Origin of the sequence: Pimelobacter sp. 30-1, assembly GCF_018831735.1 — a bacterium.
Taxonomy (GTDB): Bacteria; Actinomycetota; Actinomycetes; order Propionibacteriales; family Nocardioidaceae; genus Nocardioides.
Window position 1 is genome coordinate 22683 of the sequence record NZ_NHTS01000002.1, and the last position, 18305, is coordinate 40987.

Annotated in this window: 15 protein-coding genes; 5 read left to right on the forward strand and 10 right to left on the reverse strand. The window is 74.5% G+C overall.

Translation table 11 applies throughout. The annotated features are described in order from the left end of the window. Positions 1 to 8 precede the first annotated feature (8 nt). The 5 genes from CCO04_RS04565 to CCO04_RS04585 form a co-directional block, all read right to left on the reverse strand. The gene (locus CCO04_RS04565; RefSeq protein ID WP_215812939.1) at positions 9 to 884 is read right to left on the reverse strand and encodes a universal stress protein; all 876 of its coding nucleotides are present in this window, start codon (positions 882 to 884) and stop codon (positions 9 to 11) included. Then, entirely contained in the window at positions 881 to 4258 is a 3378-nt protein-coding gene (gene cydD, locus CCO04_RS04570; RefSeq protein ID WP_215812940.1) for a thiol reductant ABC exporter subunit CydD, read from the reverse strand. The genes CCO04_RS04565 and cydD overlap by 4 nt, the downstream gene beginning before the upstream one ends. After that, positions 4255 to 5283 (reverse strand): cytochrome d ubiquinol oxidase subunit II, encoded by a 1029-nt coding sequence (gene cydB, locus CCO04_RS04575; RefSeq protein ID WP_215812941.1) that lies wholly within the window; start codon positions 5281 to 5283, stop codon positions 4255 to 4257. Before cydB ends, cydD begins: the two co-directional genes overlap by 4 nt. A 19-nt stretch (positions 5284 to 5302) precedes the next feature. Further along, on the reverse strand, positions 5303 to 6742 hold the full coding sequence (locus tag CCO04_RS04580; RefSeq protein ID WP_215812942.1) for a cytochrome ubiquinol oxidase subunit I: 1440 nt from the start codon (positions 6740 to 6742) through the stop codon (positions 5303 to 5305). A 126-nt stretch (positions 6743 to 6868) separates the two neighbouring features. Next, the gene (locus CCO04_RS04585; protein ID WP_215812943.1) at positions 6869 to 7855 is read right to left on the reverse strand and encodes a hypothetical protein; all 987 of its coding nucleotides are present in this window, start codon (positions 7853 to 7855) and stop codon (positions 6869 to 6871) included. A gap of 126 nt (positions 7856 to 7981) precedes the next feature. On the opposite strand from CCO04_RS04585, the gene CCO04_RS04590 reads away from it, so the two are divergent. Beyond that, a complete protein-coding gene (locus CCO04_RS04590; protein ID WP_215812944.1) occupies positions 7982 to 8635 on the forward strand; it encodes a response regulator transcription factor in 654 nt (217 codons plus the stop codon). Here CCO04_RS04590 and CCO04_RS04595 read toward each other — a convergent pair. Beyond that, positions 8607 to 9014, reverse strand: a complete 408-nt coding sequence (locus CCO04_RS04595) for a pyridoxamine 5'-phosphate oxidase family protein (RefSeq protein WP_252372791.1) — start codon at positions 9012 to 9014, stop codon at positions 8607 to 8609. The two genes, CCO04_RS04590 and CCO04_RS04595, sit on opposite strands and share 29 nt — an antisense overlap. Before the next feature lie 179 nt (positions 9015 to 9193). On the opposite strand from CCO04_RS04595, the gene CCO04_RS04600 reads away from it, so the two are divergent. Continuing rightward, on the forward strand, positions 9194 to 10717 hold the full coding sequence (locus CCO04_RS04600; RefSeq protein ID WP_308281125.1) for a GAF domain-containing protein: 1524 nt from the start codon (positions 9194 to 9196) through the stop codon (positions 10715 to 10717). Here the strand turns inward: CCO04_RS04600 and CCO04_RS04605 are convergent. Further along, positions 10680 to 12200 carry an acyl-CoA carboxylase subunit beta gene (locus CCO04_RS04605; RefSeq protein WP_215812946.1) on the reverse strand — a complete coding sequence of 507 codons (1521 nt, stop codon included), beginning with the start codon at positions 12198 to 12200 and terminating at the stop codon, positions 10680 to 10682. The genes CCO04_RS04600 and CCO04_RS04605 overlap by 38 nt on opposite strands. Before the next feature lie 113 nt (positions 12201 to 12313). Between CCO04_RS04605 and CCO04_RS04610 the strand changes: the two genes are divergently transcribed. Continuing rightward, positions 12314 to 12748: an HPP family protein gene (locus tag CCO04_RS04610; RefSeq protein WP_215812947.1), complete on the forward strand. Its 435-nt coding sequence runs from the start codon at positions 12314 to 12316 to the stop codon at positions 12746 to 12748. Here CCO04_RS04610 and CCO04_RS04615 read toward each other — a convergent pair. Continuing rightward, positions 12714 to 13721: a 5'-3' exonuclease H3TH domain-containing protein gene (locus CCO04_RS04615; protein WP_215812948.1), complete on the reverse strand. Its 1008-nt coding sequence runs from the start codon at positions 13719 to 13721 to the stop codon at positions 12714 to 12716. The genes CCO04_RS04610 and CCO04_RS04615 overlap by 35 nt on opposite strands. Before the next feature lie 287 nt (positions 13722 to 14008). On the opposite strand from CCO04_RS04615, the gene CCO04_RS04620 reads away from it, so the two are divergent. Then, entirely contained in the window at positions 14009 to 14806 is a 798-nt protein-coding gene (locus CCO04_RS04620; protein ID WP_215812949.1) for a hypothetical protein, read from the forward strand. 9 nt (positions 14807 to 14815) lie between these two features. On the opposite strand, the gene CCO04_RS04625 is transcribed toward CCO04_RS04620, so the two are convergent. Continuing rightward, positions 14816 to 15727 (reverse strand): metallophosphoesterase, encoded by a 912-nt coding sequence (locus tag CCO04_RS04625; protein WP_215812950.1) that lies wholly within the window; start codon positions 15725 to 15727, stop codon positions 14816 to 14818. Between the two features lie 31 nt (positions 15728 to 15758). On the opposite strand from CCO04_RS04625, the gene CCO04_RS04630 reads away from it, so the two are divergent. Then, positions 15759 to 16184, forward strand: coding sequence for a hypothetical protein (locus tag CCO04_RS04630; RefSeq protein WP_215812951.1), 426 nt, complete (start codon positions 15759 to 15761; stop codon positions 16182 to 16184). On the opposite strand, the gene CCO04_RS04635 is transcribed toward CCO04_RS04630, so the two are convergent. Then, complete coding sequence (locus CCO04_RS04635) at positions 16181 to 18274, reverse strand: PKD domain-containing protein (RefSeq protein ID WP_215812952.1); 2094 nt, start codon at positions 18272 to 18274, stop codon at positions 16181 to 16183. The genes CCO04_RS04630 and CCO04_RS04635 overlap by 4 nt on opposite strands. Positions 18275 to 18305: the final 31 nt, after the last annotated feature.

The window sequence follows — 18305 nt, forward strand, 5'->3', positions numbered from 1 at the left end:
GTGCTCCCTCAGCTCTCGGGGGCCGGGTCGGCCTGGGGGACGACGGCCACGGTGGTCTGCGCCCGCTCGACGAGCGTCGTCGCGACGGCGCCGGTGAGCAGGCGCAGGAAGGTGTCGACCGGGTGCCGGCCGACGACGATGAGGTCCCAGCGCACGCTCTCGGCGGCGAGGGCCTCCTCGGCCAGGCCACTGGCGAGGCGGAGCTCGACGGGCACCTCGGGATAGGCCGAGCGGATGCCGGCGATGCTCTCGCCCAGCAGCAGCCGGTGCTCCTCGGTCGGCCCGGGCTGCTCCCACACGCAGTGCATGACGGTGAGCGGCAGGTCGCGCAGCGAGGCGAGCCGGAAGGCGTGCTCCAGCACGGGCAGCGACTCCGGCGTCCCGTCGGCGCCGACGAGCAGGCCGGCCCCCTCGCCGGGCGCGCGGTCCTCGGCGCCAGGCCGGCACACGACGACCGGGCAGGCGGCGTCGCGGCTGACCGACGCGCTCACCGAGCCGAGCAGCTTGCTGCGGAACAGCCCGCGCCCGCGCGAGCCCATCACGATGAGGTGCACGCCGCGGGACAGGTCGACGAGCACCTGGCGGGGGTCGCCGACCTGGACGACCGTGCTCACCGCCAGGCCCGGGTGCCGGTGCTCGGCGCGGGCCCGGGCGTCGTCGGCGATCGCGCGGCCGTGGGTGAGCAGGTCGTCGGGCTGGTAGGCGTAGGCCGCGCCCATCCCGGCCCAGGACACCGCCGGTACGCCGGCGATGCCCACGGCGGTCAGCACGACCAGCGGCCGGCGCTCCAGGAACGCCTGCTCGGCGGCCCACTGCACCGCGCGGTCGGAGTCCGCGGAGCCGTCCGCGGCGACGATGATGCTGGACGGGTCGATGGTGGTCATGGCTCCACCCTCCTCCCGGACGGGGGTCGCGGACCACGGCCCGAGGCCCTCGGGGTGCCGGGACCTTCGGCCCCCAGCGGTACGTCGAGCGCCACCACCCGGTCGACCAGGTCGAGCCCGGCGGCGGTGTGCGTGATCCACAGGACCGAGCGGCCGCGCGTGCCGCCGAGCACCTCGTCCGCCAGCGCGACGGCCGTCGCGTGGTCCAGGTGTGCGGTCGGCTCGTCGAGGACGAGCACCGGCTGGTCGGCCAGCAGCGAGCGGGCGATGCCGATCCGCGCGCGCTCGCCACCGGAGACGTCGCCGTGGCCGGTGCCGACCCAGGTGCCGAGCCCGTCGGGCAGCGCGTCGAGCCAGGGGCCGAGGTGGGCCTGGCGCAGCGCCGCCTCGACGTCGGCGTCGCTCGCGCCGGGCCGGGCCAGGCGGACGTTCTCGGCCACCGTGGTGGCGAAGACGTGGGGGTGGTCGTCGACGAGACCGACCTGGCGCCGTACGTCGTCGGGGGCGAGGTGCTCCAGCGGCGCGCCCCCGAGCGCGGCGCGACCGCCCGCGGGGTCGAGGAAGCGAAGCAGCACCGCGGCCAGCGTGCTCTTGCCGGAGCCCGACGGACCGACCACGGCGACGCGGTCGCCCGGGCGCAGGTCCAGCGACACCGGCCGGGTCAGCGGGGCGCGGGTCTCCCAGCGGGCGGTCATCGCGTCGAGCGCGAGGTCGTGACCGTCCGCGTCGGCTCGGCCGGGGACGTCGGCCACCGCGGGCGCGATGCGCTCCAGCGTGCGCAGGCGGTCGTCGGCCGCGGCGGTCCGGGCGGCGAGCAGGCCGGCGTCGGCGCAGGGGAGCGCCACGTCGGCGAGCGCGAGCGGGAGCAGGACCAGCAGCGCCATCACCGGGCCGGACAGCGTCCCGCTCGCGACGGCACCGGCGCTCACCGCGGCGGCGCCGACGACGGCGGCCCCGCTGCCGAGGAGCACGAGCGCCCGGGCGCCGGCCAGCCAGCGGGCGGCGGTGGTCGCGGCGACACCCATCCGGGCGCTCGTCGCGGCGACCCGGTCGGCGGTCGGCAGGCCGCGCTGCCACATGCGCAGCTCGTCGGCGACCTGCACCGCCTCGACGACGGACGCCGACAGCTCGGCGCGCAGCCCGACCAGCCGGCGCTCGGCGCTGCGGGCGCCGTGGCGGGCCACGACGAAGGCGAGCGCGCCGGTCAGCGCGGCGCCGGCGACGACAGGTCCGGCGGGCGGGTGCAGCAGCGTCGCGACGGCCGTGGCGAGCAGGCCGACGAGGGCGAGCTGGACCAGCGGCATCCGGACCCGCAGCTGCCGGTCGACCACGCTGTCGACGTCGTCGACGACGCTGGCGAGCACGTCGCCGCGGCGCCGGCCGAGGTGACCGAGCCGGGCGGGGACCAGGGGGACGAGGGCGTCGTACACCTCGACGCGGCGGCGGGCGAGCATCCGCAGGGCGGCGTCGTGGGAGCGCAGCCGCTCGGCGTAGCGGAGCACCGGGCGGGCCAGGCCGAACGCCCGCACCCCGACGACCGCGACCAGCAGCGTGAGCACCGCGGGCCGGGTCGAGGCCTGGACGATCAGCCAGCCGGCGGTCGCGGTGAGCGCGACACCGGAGGCCGACGCGAGCGCGCCGAGCACGGCGGCACCGGCGAGCATCCGGCGCTCGCCGGAGCCGTCGAGGTCGGCCTGGGCGGCGACGGGCTCCGGGAGCGCCGACGGGACGACGGCCGCGGGGGCCGGTGCCGGGGCAGGCGCGGGAGCGGGCGCCGGCAGCACGATCCGGTGGTCGGCCAGCCCGACCAGCCGGGGCCGGTGCGCGACGACCAGGACGCCGCTGCGCTCGCCCAGCGCGACGATCGTGTCGGCGATGACCTGCTCGGTGAGGTCGTCGAGGTGGGCAGTCGGCTCGTCCAGCAGCACCCACGGCCGGTCCGCCAGGACCACCCGGGCCAGGGCCAGCCGGGCGCGCTCGCCGGCCGAGAGGGTGGCGCCGTCCTCACCCAGCGGGGTGGCGAGCCCGTGGGGGAGCGCGCGGACCCGCTCCTCGAGCGCGACCTCGCGCAGCACCGACCAGAGCAGCGCGTCGTCCGCGTCCGGGCGCGAGAGCCGGAGGTTGTCGGCGACGCTGCCGGCCACGAACCGCGGCTGCTGGGGGAGCCAGGCGACCTGGGCCTGCCAGGACGGCCCGCCCACCGGGTGCCCGCCGGCGGTGATCGTGCCGGTCGAGACGGGGCGCAGGCCCGCGACCGCCGCGAGCAGCGTGGACTTGCCGCAGCCCGAGGGGCCGACCAGTGCGGTGATCCCGCGGGCGGGGACCAGGGCGGAGACGTCGTGGACGGCGGGCACGGCCCGGCCCGGGTAGGTGACGCCGACGCCGTCGAGGACGAGCGGGGCGTGCCGGGGTGCGGGGGCGTCGAGGACCGGGGCCGTCGTACCGGCGGCGAGGAGGTCGTGCGCCTCGGTGAACGTGGCGGCCCCCTCGGCGGCGGCGTGGAACTCCGCGCCGACCCGGCGCAGCGGCCAGTAGGCCTCCGGCGCGAGCAGCAGCACGACGAGCGCCGTCGGCAGCTCGATCGACCCGGACGCCAGCCGGACGCCGACCGTGACCGCGACCAGGGCGACCGAGAGCGTCGCGACGAGCTCGAGGACGGCGGACGAGGCGAACGCGATCCGCAGGGTGCGGAGCGAGGCCCGCCGGTAGCGGTCGGTGACCTCGGCGATCCGGCCGGACTGGGCCCGGGCGCGGCGGTGCGCGACGAGCGTCGGCAGCCCCCGTACGACGTCGAGGAAGTGCCCCGACAGCGAGGCCATCGCGCGCCACTGCTCCTCGGCACGGTCGCGGGTGGCGAGGCCGACCAGGGCGCCGAAGACCGGCACCAGCGGCAGGGTGCACAGCACGATGACCGCGCTGAGCAGGTCCTGCGTCGCGATCACGACGACCGTCAGCGGCGGCAGCACCGCCGCGACCACGAGGGTGGGGACGTAGCGGGTGACGTACGGCTCGGCCGCCGCGACGCCACGGGTGGCGAGGACGGCGACCTCGCCGGACCCGGCCGTCGCGTCCGGCCGGTCGACGGCGGTGCGGACCAGCCGATGGCGCAGCGTCGTGCTGACCACGGCGGCCGCGCGGGCCGCGCAGAGGTCGGCCGCCGCGCCGGTGAGCGCCCGCAGCGCCAGGACGCCGGCGACCGCCAGCATCCAGCCGCCCAGGGGCTCGTCGCGCAGCACCGCCACGACCAGCCCGGCGACGGCCCAGGCCTGGGCGATCACCACGAGACCGCCGAGCACGCCCGCCGCCACGACACCGGCGAGGCCGGTGCGGGCGGGGGCGAGCAGCGCGCGCAGGCGCGGGTCCGAGGGCTTCATCGGGTCGGCGCCGCGGCGGTCTCGACCGGGGCCGGCGGGATGTGGTGGGTGGCGATCCGCTGCCGGAAGACCCAGTAGGTCCAGCCCTGGTAGGCCAGCACCAGCGGCGTGAAGACGACCGCGGTGACCGTCATGATCTTCAGCGTGTACGCCGTCGCGGCCGCGTTGGTGGTCGTCAGGCTGGTGCCACCGGCGAGCGTGGTCGGCATGACGTCGGGGAAGAGCGCGAGGAAGAGCCCCGCCACCGCCAGCCCGATCGTGACGAACGTGCCGAGGAACGCCCAGCCCTCGCGGCCCGCCCGGGCCGCCAGCCCCGCGCCGACCAGGGCGAGGGCCGCCACCACGAACGCGACCGCCGAGGCGACCGTGCCCGTCTGCTGCTGGGTCCAGGCCAGGAACGCCACCGCGAGCAGCGCGCTGACCCCGACCATCGGGATCGCCAGGCGGCGGGCCCGGTGCCGGATCTCGCCGTCGGTCTTGAGCGCGACGAAGAGCGCGCCGTGGGTGACGAAGAGCGCCAGCGTGGTCAGGCCGCCCAGCAGGGCGTAGGGGTTGAGCAGGTTGAAGAACCCGCCGACGTACTCCAGGTCGGCGTCGATCGGCACCCCCCGCAGGATGTTCGCGAACGCCACGCCCCACAGCAGCGACGGCACGAACGAGCCGATGATGATCGCCAGGTCCCACCGGCTCTTCCAGCGCGCGTCGGGCCGCTTGGCGCGGTACTCGAACGCGAGGCCGCGCACGATGAGCGCCAGCAGGATGAGCAGCAGGGGCAGGTAGAACCCGCTGAACAAGGTCGCGTACCACTCGGGGAACGCCGCGAACGTCGCGCCGCCGGCCACGAGCAGCCACACCTCGTTGCCGTCCCACACGGGACCGATGGTGTTGATCATGACGCGGCGCTCGGTGTCGTCGCGGGCCAGCACCGGCAGCAGCATGCCGACGCCGAAGTCGAAGCCTTCGAGGGTGAAGTAGCCGATCCAGAGGACGGCGATGAGGACGAACCAGACGGTGGTGAGCTCCATGACGCGATGTCTCCCGGTCTCAGTAGGCGAAGGCGAGCGGACGGTCCTCGCCAGGTCGGTCCGTGTCGTCCGCCGGGGCGGGCAGCTCCTCGGCGCCCTTGCGGATCCAGGTGAGCATCAGCCGCACCTCGACGACGGCGAGCACGCCGTAGACGGCGGTGAGCGCGATGAGCGAGGTCCACGCCTCGCCGGTGCTCAGCCCGGGGGAGACGGAGTGCTCGGTGGTCATCAGGCCGAAGACGGCCCACGGCTGGCGGCCCAGCTCGGTGAAGATCCAGCCGAAGGAGTTGGCGAGCAGCGGCAGGAACGGCAGCGCGATCGCGGCGGCGAGCACGGTACGGCCGGCGGGCGCGCGGCCGCGCCGGGTGGCCCAGAGGATCCAGGCGGCGATCGCCGCGCCGGCCATGCCCAGGCCCATCATCAGCCGGAACGACCAGTAGGTCAGCGGGATCACGGGCGTGTAGTCGCCGGGGGAGTAGTACGCCGCGCCGGGGTCGGCGCCGTAGGTCTCGCGGTACTTCTCGCGCAGCTCGTTGATGCCCTCGACCTTGCCGTCCGTCGTACCGGTGGCGAGGAAGGAGAGCAGCCCGGGCACCTTGATCGAGAAGGTCTCGTGCTCGCCGTCGAGCGTCCCGAGCTGGAAGACGGAGAAGTCGGCGGGCGCCTCGGTCTCGTAGAGGCCCTCGGCGGCGGCCATCTTCATCGGCTGGACCTCGGTCATGATCTTGCCCTGGATGTCGCCGCTGACGACCACGCCCAGCGCGGCCACGAGCACGATCCACGCGCCGGTGCGCACGGCGGGCCGGTAGAGCCGGCGGTCCTCGTCGGTGCGGGCCCGCCGCAGGTGCCACAGCGCGACGCCGACGACGAACGCCGCCCCGGTCATGTATGCCGACAGCACCACGTGCGGGAAGGTCACGAGCTGGACCTTGTTGAGGAGCACGGCGGCGAAGTCGTTCATCTCCGCGCGCCCGGTCTCGGGGTTGAAGGCGTAGCCGACGGGGTGCTGCATCCACGAGTTCGCCGCGAGGATGAAGTACGCCGAGAACAGCGTCCCGACGTGCACCAGCACCATGCAGGCCGCGTGCAGCCGGGGGCTGAGCCGGTCCCACCCGAAGATCCACAGGCCCAGGAAGGTCGACTCCAGGAAGAAGGCGAGCAGGCCCTCCACCGCCAGCGGTGCGCCGAAGACGTCGCCGACGAAGCGGGAGTAGTCGCTCCAGTTCATGCCGAACTGGAACTCCTGCACGATGCCGGTCACCACACCGATCGCGAAGTTGATCAGGAACAGCTTGCCGAAGAACTTGGTCAGCCGCAGCCAGCGCTCGTCGCGCGTGCGCAGCCAGGTGATCTCGTAGCCGGCGATGATCGCCGAGAGCCCGATCGTGATCGGGACGAACAGGAAGTGGTAGACGGTCGTGATGGCGAACTGCCACCGGGCGATGTCGGTCGGGTCCACGGGTGCTCCTGGCAGAGGGCGGGTGCTGACGCGTTCACGCTAGGAAGCGCGGAGGTGGTGCGCCCACGGCCGGAATCCCCCGTCCTGTGGGACCTTCGGCCCCCAGGCCCAGGCCCAGGCCCGGGGTCAGGAGTCGAGGACGTCGGCGAGCGGCCGTCGCGGGGTGCGCGGCAGCTCGCTGCGCCCGATCGCCTGCCAGCCCACCCGCAGCAGCAGGTGCGGCTCGAAGGCGCCTCGCAGCACGGAGCGCCCGATCTCGCGCCGGGTGCTCTCGACCTCGATCGGCTGGCTCATCGGTACGACGGAGAGCCCCTCGCGCGTGGCCTCCAGCCACAGCGCGCTCATCGCCTCGCCGGTGCGCAGCCAGCCGGCCACGTCGTCGTACGGGCCGCCGAGGGCGATCACCCGGTCGCCGCCGTGCAGCACCATCCGGGTGTCCTCCAGCAGCCCGGGCCGGAACCGGGAGCGGGCCAGGAGCGGGTCGGGGTCGTCGGGCAGCAGCGCCGCGGGGATGCCGTCGGCGCCGGAGCGGCCGATCCAGCGGTCCTGCTCGGCCTGCCGGCCGGGGTCGAGCCCGAGCTCGCTGAGGGCCTGGTTGGCGAGCAGCTCGAGGCGGAACCGGGCGCCGTCGTCGGCGATCGCGGCGGCGGCCACGCCCCAGGGCGCGGCCAGCCGGCACAGGTCGTCGAGCCGGTACGCGGGCACCGGCCAGGCGGTGAACCGGCGCCGGTCGGTGCAGCGGGTGCGCAGCAGCGCCAGGTCCTGCGGGACGACGGGGGACCGCCCGGCACGCAGCACCCGGACCTGCGCGAGCACGCTCTCGTCGGCTCCCGGCGGCAGCCGCACGACGTCGGTCTCCCACCCCAGCGCCCGGGCGGCGAACTGGAGGTGGTGGAGCGCGGCCCCGCAGCTCAGGGTGAGGTCGCGCCCGCGCGGGTCCTCGGCGGGCAGCCGGCGGCGGAGGTCGGCGCGCAGCGTGAGCACCCCGTCGGCGTACCGCCAGCGCCAGGGCTGGGTGTTGTGCACGCTCGGCGCCAGGCAGGCGAACGACACGAGCCGCTCGACGATGCTCGCCGGGGCGATCTCGGTGCGCGGCACTGCGGGGCTGCTCATGGCGCGGTCCTTCCTCTCCTCGTCCACTGTCGCGGCCGGGCGCGCCCCGCGGGAGGGCCGAAGGTCCCGAGCTGACGGGTGCCCGGTCCCCACCCGCGCGGGCCTCGCGCGGCTACCGTGGGTCAGGTGAGTGACGAAGCGATCCGGGTCTACCTGCTCGACGACCACGAGATGATCCGCCGCGGCATCCGCGACCTCCTCGAGAGCGAGGGCGACATCGTGGTCGTCGGCGAGTCCGACTCCGCGCAGGAGGCGACGCGCCGGATCCCGGCCCTGCGACCCGACGTCGCGATCCTCGACGGGCGCCTGCCCGACGGCTCGGGCATCGACGTGTGCCGCGACGTCCGCTCGCAGGACCCGTCGATCAAGGCGCTGATCCTCACGTCGTACGACGATGACGACGCGCTCTTCTCCGCGATCATGGCGGGCGCCGCGGGCTACGTCCTCAAGCAGGTGCGTGGTCACGACCTGCTCGACATCGTGCGCCGGGTGGCCGCCGGGCAGTCGACGCTCGACCCGTCCGTCACCGCCCAGGTGCTCGACCGGATCCGCTCGGGCCCGCCGGTCAACAAGGAGCTCGCCTCCCTGACCGAGCAGGAGCTGCGGATCCTCGACCTCATCGGGCAGGGCCTGACCAACCGCCAGATCGCCCGCGAGATCCACCTCGCCGAGAAGACCGTGAAGAACTACGTCTCCTCGCTGCTGGCCAAGCTCGGCATGTCGAGCCGCACCCAGGCCGCGATCTACGCCGTCAAGAACGCTCCGCGTCCGGAGGCGTGAGCCGCCGTCCGCTGATCGTGCGCGGCTCGATGCGCAGGCCCAGCGTGCGCGGACCGGTCACCCACGGCGTCGGCGCCTGCGACGCCTGCCGCTCGCGCGTGCAGCGTCCCTGGACGAGCACGCTCCAGCCGCTGTGCGTGACGAGGTCGACCACGTCCACCTCGAAGCCGACCTCGTGGTCGACGCACTCGCGCGCCAGCTGTGCGTAGGGCGACGTGCGGAGCACGACGGCACCGTCCTTGACGGCGAAGTTGACCGGGACGACGCTCACGCCGTGCGGCCCCGCCCACGCGATGCGGCCCACCGGCCGCGACCCGAGGTGGTCCCAGCACTCCTGCTCGCTGAGCTCCACCAGCCTGCCCGGCTGCGACGGCGACATCGGCACCGGAACCACCTCCTCCACGGGGACCTCTCCACCCTCGCGCCGCGCCGGGCCGGGCGCCAGGTACCGGGGTCCCCACCGCGCGGGTCCTTGGTCCCGCCGCGAGGTGCGGGGGTTGCTGGCGCGAAGTGCGGGGGTTGCTGGTGCGAGGTGCGGGGGTTGCTAGCGTGACGGCCGTGAACCTCGACGAGGTGGAGTTCGAGGACCTGGTCCGCGCAGTGCTGGACCGGATGCACGGTGCCCTCGACCAGCAGGCCCGGCTGCAGCTGCTGCTCGACGCGGTGGTGACCATCTCCGCCGACCTGAGCCTCGACGGCGTCCTGTCGCGGATCGTCGCGATCGCCTCGCGCCTCGTCGATGCCCGGTACGCCGCGCTCGGCGTGCTCAGCGCGGGCCAGCAGCGGCGGCTGCGGACGTTCGTCCACCACGGCATCGCCGACGACCTGGCCGCCGAGATCGGCGAGCTGCCGACGGGGCACGGCCTGCTGGGGCTGATCATCGACCGGCCCGAGCCGCTGCGCCTGCACGACATCGCGGAGCACCCGGCGTCGTACGGGTTCCCGGAGCACCACCCGCCGATGAGCTCGTTCCTCGGGGTGCCGGTGCGCATCCGGGACCGGGTCTTCGGCAACCTCTACCTGACCGAGAAGGCCGGCGGCGGGGACTTCACCGCCGAGGACGAGGAGATCGTCGTCGCGCTGGCCGCCGCTGCGGGTGTGGCGATCGAGAACGCCCGGCTCTACGAGCAGACGATGGTCCGCGAGTCCTGGGCCCGGGCGAGCGCCGAGATCGCGACCCTGCTGGCCGAGCCCGGGACCGACCCGGGCGCCGCCGTCGCCGAGCGCGCCCGCGAGGTCGCCCATGCCGACGCCGCGTGGGTCCGTACCGACGACGAGGAGGCGCCGGACCACGACGGACCGGTGCTCACGGTCGCGTTCGCGCCCTCGCCCGGTGTCACCGGCACGCTCTCGCTGGCCTGGACCCCGGAGCACGAGGACCGCTTCCACGCGCTCGATCCCCAGCTCGTCGCGGCGTACGCCGAGCAGGCCGCGCTCACCCTCCAGCTCGCCGCGGCGCGCGAGGACCAGCGCCGGCTCGCCGTCCTCGAGGACCGCGACCGGATCGGCCGGGACCTCCACGACCTCGTCATCCAGCGGCTGTTCGCGGTCGGTCTCGGTCTCCAGGGCACGACCCGGATGGTGGACCGGCCCGACGCGGCGGCCCGGATCGACCAGGCCGTCGACGACCTCGACGCCACGATCAAGGACATCCGCCGGGCGATCTTCGGGCTCAGCTCGGTCGACACCGCGGGCGACGTCCAGGCCGAGGTGACCCGGTTGGTGGACCGCGCGGCGGCGACGCTGAAGTTCCGGCCCGCGCTGCGGTTCGAGGGGCCGGTGCGGACGCTGATCTCCGACGACATCGCGCCCGACCTGCTCGCCGTGCTGGCCGAGGGGCTCTCCAACGCGAGCCGGCACGCCGGCGCGAGCGCGGTCGAGGTCGTCGTCGAGGCGGGGGAGCGGATCGTGCTCACCGTGCGCGACGACGGGCGCGGCATGACCGGCGCCGGCGCCGAGAGCGGCCTGGCCAACATCCGGGCCCGGGCCGAGCAGCGTGGCGGCAGCCTGGTCATCGAGTCCGCGCCGGGCCGCGGCACGAGCCTCAGCTGGTCGGTGCCGCGCGCAGCGTCGCCGCGATGACCCCGCGGGTCTCGGCCGGGTCGATCACGTCGTCGATCTCGAAGACCCGCGCGGCGTTGAGGGCGCTGGCGTTCTTGCGGAACACGGCGGTCTGCTCGGCCACGACGGTCTCGCGCTCGTCCTCCGGCAGCGCGGCCAGCTCGTGCGCCATCGCCAGCCGGACCGCACCCTCGAGCCCCATCGGGCCCAGGTGGGCGTCGGGCCAGGCCACGGTCAGCAGCGGCCGGTGGGTGCTGCCGCCCAGCATCGCCTGGGCGCCGAGTCCGTAGCCACGGCGCAGCACCACCCCGACGAGCGGGACGCTCAGCCGGGCGCCCGCGCTCACCATCCGCGAGGCGTGCCGGACCAGGCCCGTGCGCTCGGCCTCGGGGCCGACCATGAAGCCCGGGGTGTCGACCAGCGACACCACCGGAACCCGCCAGCGCTCGCACAGCTCGAGGAAGTCCGCCGCCTTGGCCGACGCGTCGGCGGTGAGCGCGCCCGCGAGGTGGGTCGACTGGTTGGCGACCACACCGACGGGGATCCCCTCGACCCGCGCGAACGCGGTCACCAGCTCGGGCGCCCAGCCCTCGCGCAGCCAGACCACGCTGTCGTGGTCGGCGAGTGCGGTCACGACCGGGCGGACGTCGTACGCCTCGCGGTCGTTCTCGGGGAGCATCGTGCGCAGCGCGTCCTGCGGGTCGGCGGTGGCCGGCTCGCGGGTCCCGGTGAGGTAGCCGAGGAGCCGGCGGACCACCGCCACGGCCTCCTCCTCGTCCTCGACCAGCACGTCGAGCACACCGTTGGCCGACTGGTCCGCCACCGGCCCGATCTCCTCGGGCGCGAACTGCCCGAGCCCGCCGCCCGCGATCATCGCCGGCCCGGCCATCCCGAGGTTGGCGTCGGGCGTCGCCACCCGCAGGTCGGCGCAGCCGGCCAGCACCGCGTTGCCGGCGAAGCAGCGGCCCGAGACCACGGCGATCCGCGGTACGACGCCCTCCAGGGCGCCCCACAGCGCGAACGAGCCCACGTCGAGCGCCGAGACCATCGGCAGGTCGGTGTCGCCGGGCCGCCCGCCGCCGCCCTCGGTGAAGAACACCGTGGGCAGCCGCATCCGCCGGACGAGCTCGATGAGGCGGTCGGACTTGCGGTGCCCGCGCATCCCCTGGGTGCCGGCCATCACGAGGTAGTCGTACGACAGCACCGCGCACGGACGCCCGTCGATCGTCGCGGTGCCACCGATGATCCCGTCGGCCGGCGCCTCCACCACGAGGTCGGCCAGCGCCCGCCGGCCCTCCTGAGCGGCGGTCACGAACCGCCCGTACTCCACGAAGCTGCCCGGGTCGACGAGGTCGGCCAGGTTCTCGCGCGCCGTACGGCGGCCGCGGGCGTGCCACCGCGCGACCTTGTCGGCGCGCGCGGCGTCGGTGGTCAGGAAGCGCCGGGCCAGCACCTCGGTGAGTCCCTGGGCAGGAACGGGGCCGTCGGGGGCGTCGTCGCTCACCGGGCCATCATGGCGCAGGCTCGGGCGGGTGCCGGTCGCCGAGGGCCTTAGGTCCCGCCCGGCCGGGCGCGCGGACCCTCGCGCCCGCACCTCGCCGGGGCGAGCCTGGAGCCATGGCCACGCACGTACGGGACCTGATGACCGCCAGCCCGATCACCGTCCGCCCCGGCGATCCGCTGCGCGCGGCGGCGGACCTGCTCGCCGCGCACGGGGTCACCGCGCTGCCGGTGGTCGACGAGCGCGGCCGGGTGGTCGGGGTGCTCAGCGAGGCGGACCTGCTCGGCCCCGGGTCCGGCTCCGGGGCCGGTGACCTGGCGGGGACCGTGGGCGATGCGATGAGCTCGGTCGTCGTCCTGGTGCACCCCGAGACCGACGTCGCCACGCTGCGCCGGGTGCTCGTCGACCGGCTGGTGAAGAGCCTGCCGGTGGTGGACGCCGCCGACCAGGTGGTCGGCGTGGTCAGCCGCAGCGACGTCGTCCGGGCGATGGTCCACGGGCGCGACGGCCCGCCGGTCAGCCGCGCGGCACCGACGCCGGATCGCCGGTGAGCACCCGCAGCGCGAGCTGGGTCGTCGCCTCCATGTTGAGGTGACCGACCACCCGCGCGACCCGCTCGATGTCGAGGGGGAGCAGGCCCGGGGAGCCCGGCACGTCCGGGGTCAGGCCCAGGTCGAGGTCGGTGCGCCCGGCCATCATCCGCAGGTTGAACTCGTAGACCTCGCGCGCGCCCGGCGCGCTCAGCCGCTTGAGGGTGGTCGCGCCGATGCGGCGTCCGCCCGTCTCCTCGGCCCATGCGTCGAGGGCGGCGACCACCGAGCGGCCCTCGTCGTGCTCGACGTCGGCCCAGACCTCGCGCATCGAGCCGATGTGGGAGAGCAGGGTGGCGGCGGTCTTCTCGCCGATGCCCGGTACGCCGGGCAGGTTGTCGCTCGCGTCGCCCCGCACGGCCGCGAACTCCAGGTAGCGGTCGGCCGGGACGCCGTACATCATCTGGATCCGGGACGGGCTCAGCAGCGGCGAGCCGTGGATGCCGCCGTCGATCAGCCGCAGCACCTGGGTGTGGTCGCTGATGTGGGCGAACGAGTCCCGGTCGGACGTGATGATCACGCAGTTCCAGTCGTGGTTCTCGGCCCAGGTCGCCGCGGAGGCGTTGACGTCGTCGGCCTCCAGCCCCGGCGGGGTCAGCGTCGCCAGGCCCAGGGCGTCGAGCAGCGCGCCCGCGCGGTCGAGCTGGTCGACCAGCTCGGGGTCCTTCTCGGCGCGCCCGGCCTTGTAGTCGGGGTAGTGGTCGCGGCGGATCGAGGCGGTGCGGTCGTCGAGCCCGAAGATCACCGCGTCCGGGGCGAACGCATCGATCGACTCGATGATCTGGCGCAGCATCCCGTGCAGCGCCCACGCGGGCCGGCCGGTCCGGTCGCGCAGCCGGGTGTGGCGGCGTGCGTGGTGGTTGCGGTGCAGCAGGGACGGCGCGTCGACGGCCAGCAGGAGCCGGCGCGGGCGGTCGGACGGGCGTGCATGCATGACGTCCGAGCATTCTAGACGGCAGTGATCGCCGGAACCCTTTCGACGCCAAGAGACATGAGGTTTGGAATTCTGTGACATGGACCTGTTGCCTGTTGTTAGTCTCAAGGCGTTGTGCGAGGCTCACTGGAGGTTTGATGTCGCGACGTGTAACTAAGGTCTTCGGAATCACGGCGCCAGTCCCGTTCGTCGACGTGGATGTAGACAGGGACAACCGGCTCTTCCTGGATCCCAGTGCCATCCGCAACAGCTCGAGTGCTCATGCAGTTCGGGCTCACCAGCAACTCGTGGATTTCTTCGAGGAAGTGCTGACCTGCGCGCGATCGCAGAACCAGGCCCAGCGTCAGAAGGGGCGCAACCTGCTCCAGCAGATGCATGAGCCGAACGAGACCTGCCTTGGTTACAGCGACGGCCCGCCGCAGGGCAAGGGCTTCGGCGAGGGGCTCGGGGCAGAGCTTTGGGATCAGATTGTTCTCAATCGGACCCTACAGACGAGCACAGGGTCGACGACGTCCATTCGAACGGCAGTTCTGTCGCGGCTCGAGAGGGTCCCGCTCTTCGTCAAGAAGGTCGATCGTGACCTGATCTCAGATCTCGCTACGCGGGTGACGTTCAACGTGCTTGCTGATTTCACCGGCGAAATGATGGACCGATATCCGTCGCTCGCTGCCTCGGCGTCGTCGGAGCTGTATCCAACCTGGGACTCCCGAACCGCGACGATGGTCGATGTGCCCCTGAACCTGCCGACGTTCACTTCCGCGGGCGGCGAGATCAAGCACCTCCTGCTGGTGCCCAAGGACTGGATCTTCTGGCGCTTGGTGATGGACCCAACGGCGTTCTATCACCGGTATGCCACTCAGACCATCCAGGAGGAGCAAACTACCTGGACGAGCGACGGCCGAGCGAACAAGCCCACAAAGAAGTCGATCGAGAAGCAGAACAAGGACAAGAAGGTGACCAACGCGCAGCAGGCGAACAAGTATGCGCGGGACCACGATCGTGACCTGGCCGCCGAGTACGAGGCCTACATCGACTCTTCGTTTTCGCCACTCTCTGATCTTGAGATCGACGCCCGTCTCAGGTGAGGCTGCGGCTCAGGATCCGTTGTTGAGCGGGGAGTCCTTGCGGGCGACGAGGTCGAACCGCTCGGCCGGGCTCAGCGCCAGGAACGCCTCGAGCAGCTCCTCGCCGCGTCCGCTCACCTCGACGGCGTCGGTGGCCGGGACGACCGAGTGGACCACGCGGTCCTCGTACAGGTGGAGCATGGTGAACGCCTGGTGCCCGTCGACCCCGGCCACCATCCGCCCCTCGGGCGCGAGCTCGGAGGTGTAGCAGGACGCCGACGCGACCGAGACCGGCACGCCCGCGAACGTGGAGTACGACGTGAAGTGGAAGTGCCCGCCCAGGATGCCCCGGACGTCGGTGCCCTCGACGACGGCGGCGAGCCGGTCCTGCTCGTGCAGCTCGATCAGCTCGGCCAGGCGCAGCATCGGCACCGGGATCGGCGGGTGGTGCATCGCGAGCAGCGTCCCGTGGGGCGCCGGGGTGGCGAGGACGTCGGCGAGCCAGGCGAGCTGGTCGTCGCCGAGCTCGCCGTGGTGCCAGCCGGGGACGCTGGTGTCGAGCGCGACGATGCGCAGCCCGGCGACGTCGTGCACCCGGTCGCGTGGGGCGTCGTCGTCGGTGCCGAGCAGGGCCTGCCCGAACGCGCGGCGCTCGTCGTGGTTGCCCATCACCCACACCACCTCGGCGCCGAGGTCGGCCGCGACCGGCTCGACGATCGCGCGCAGCCGGGCGTAGGCGCCCGGCTCGGCCCGGTCGGCGAGGTCGCCGGTGAACACCAGCGCCTGCGGGGGCGTCGGCAGCCGCCGGAGCCGGGCCAGCGCGCGCTCCAGGTGGGCGGCGGTGTCGACCGCGTCGTAGAGCAGCCGATCGGCGAGCAGGTGGGGGTCGCTGAGGTGCGCGACGACGTGGGTCGGGTCCGGGTACTGGCCGAGGGGCTCCACGGCGACAGCGTACGGGCGCTACTCTTCGAACATGCGTTCGGGACGACGGGCGGCCGCCGAGGGTCAGGAGTGCCTGCCGCTCGACCTGCCCCCACCGGAGCCGGCCGCGCCGCGCCCCGCTGCCCGCAAGGCACCCCCGGCGGCGGCCCGCGCGGTGGCGGGGGACGACGAGGACGTCCGCATCCGGCTCCGCAACGACGCCCTCGCCTCCCACGGCTGGCCCGCGGGGACCGAGCTCCTGGTCTCCTCCGGCCGCCGCCCGCGCCGCGGGGAAGTGGCGCTGGTGCGCGAGGGCGGCCGGCTGCGGATCGGTGTCCTCGAGGTGCAGTTCGGGCGCTCGGCGCTGCGTACCGACCACGGCGCGACCCTGCTCGGCGCCGGGGCGCGGATGGTGGGCGTGGTGACCGTCGCGAGCGCGCCGCTGGCCGGGATGCCGGGACTGCCGGTCTCGGGCTAGGGATCGGGCGCGACCACGACCGTCCAGGCGACCGCCTTGCCGGACGCCACGCTCGCCGTCGCGGTGTGCGCGGCCCAGGTGCCGGCCGGAGCCGGTCCGCCGTCCGCGGTCAGCACGCCGAGCTGGCCGCTCCCGCTGCCCGTGCCGGTACGGCGCACGACCAGGTCGCCCGGTGCGGTCCAGGTGAGCGCGCTGTTGACCTTGGTGACCCAGTGCTGGACCACCCGGGAGCCCGCGGTGCTCACGTTCGCGGCGGGCGTCAGGTGGGCCGCGCCGGTGCCGGTCTCCACGCGCGAGGCGGTCGCCGTCACGCCGCCGCCGTCGTACGCCGCGAGGGTGGCGTCGACCTTGCTCGTCGCGTCGAGCGTGAGCGTCACCGTCGAGCCCGGGGTGCCCGCGACCGCCGTCCTGGTCAGCGCCCACGAGCGCAGGTCGGAGCCGTCGGTCACGGTGCCGAGCAGGGTCCAGCCCGCCGGGGTGGTCAGCGTGGCGAGCCGGTTGGTCGCGACCAGCAGCACGAGGACGTCACCCGCCTGCACCGCCCCCGGCACGGCGAGCGCCGCGCTCGCCGCGTTCCGGCTGACCCCGGTCACCGCGCGCAGCTCGGTCGTCGTACCGGTGCCGGGCTCGGTCGCGAGCGCGGTCGTCGTCGCGGTCCCGGTCGCGCCGTCGTCGTCGGTCACCGTGAGCGTGACGGGATAGGAGCCCGCCGCCGCGTAGTCGTGCGCCGGGCTCGGGCCCGCGCCCGTCGTACCGTCGCCGAAGTCCCAGGCGTAGCCGGTGACCACGCCGTCCGGATCACCCGAGCCGGCCGCCGAGAACGTGCAGGCCAGCAGCGTGCAGTCCGCCGCCGCGCGCGCCACCGGAGGCTGGTTGGGCGGCGGCCCGGACGGGGTGGACAGGGCGACCGAGAACTCTGCGCCCCCGCTCACCCGGGTCGCCTCACTGACGCCCACGACGGTGACCGCCGAGGAGCGGCTCGTCGTCGTGCCGTCGCCGAGCTGGCCGGACGAGTTCTGGCCCCACGCGCGGACCGTGCCGTCGGCCAGCGCCGCCAGCCCGTGGTCGCGCCCGGAGCCGATCGCCACGGCGCCGGAGACGCCGAGGACGGTGACCGGTCGGGTCCGCTGCGCCGTGGTGCCGTCACCCAGCTCGTTGCGGTAGTTGCGGCCCCACGCCTGCACCTGCCCGCTCGTGCGCAGTGCGTAGGAGTGGTGCGCGCCCGCCGCGACCATGCTCGCCCCCGTGGTGACCTGCACCGGCGCGGTCCGGTCGGTCAGCGTGCCGTCACCCACCTGGCCGTAGGCGTTCCAGCCCCAGGCCCACACGGTGCCGTCGGAGCGCAGCGCGAGCCCGTGGTCGCGCCCGCCGGCGACCTGGGTGACCTCGCTGAGCGTGCCGACGCGGACGGGTGTGGTGCGGTTGGTCGTCGTACCGTCGCCGAGCTGGCCGTCGCCGTTGAGCCCCCACGCCCACACGGTGCCGTCCGTCGCGACCGCATAGCTCATGTCGCGCCCGGCCGCGACGAAGCCGTAGGTCCGCGTCCCGCTGACCCGGACCGGGCGGTCGCGGGTCGTCGTCGTGCCGTCGCCGAGCTGCCCGGCGAAGTTGTAGCCCCACGTCCACACCGAGCCGTCGGCGCGCAGCGCCAGCGAGTGGTAGTGCCCGGTCGAGACCATCGTCACCTCGCTCAGCCCGGCGACCGCGGCCGGGCTCGGCCGGTTGCCGCCCGGACCGGTCCCCAGCTGGCCCATCTGGTTGCTGCCCCAGGTCAGGACCGTGCCGTCCGCCCGCAGCGCGACCGCGTGCTCGCGCCCGGTGTGGACGTCGACCACGTCGTCCAGCCCGGCCAGCGCCGCGGCCGTGCGGTGCGGCATCGTCGTCCCGTCGCCCAGCTCGCCGAACACGTTGCCGCCCCAGGAGGACGGCGTGCCTGGCACTCCCGCCGCCATCGCGGCGGCCGGCGCGGTGCGCCCGGCGGCCGGGGTGAGGCTCGGGCTGCCGAGCCACGGCAGGCAGACCAGCAGGCTCCCCAGCAGCCCGACGAGGATCCCGTCGAGGACGCAGGTCAGGGGCCGGGCGCGGACCATCTCTCGACGTTAGGGCGGCCGGGCGGTCCCG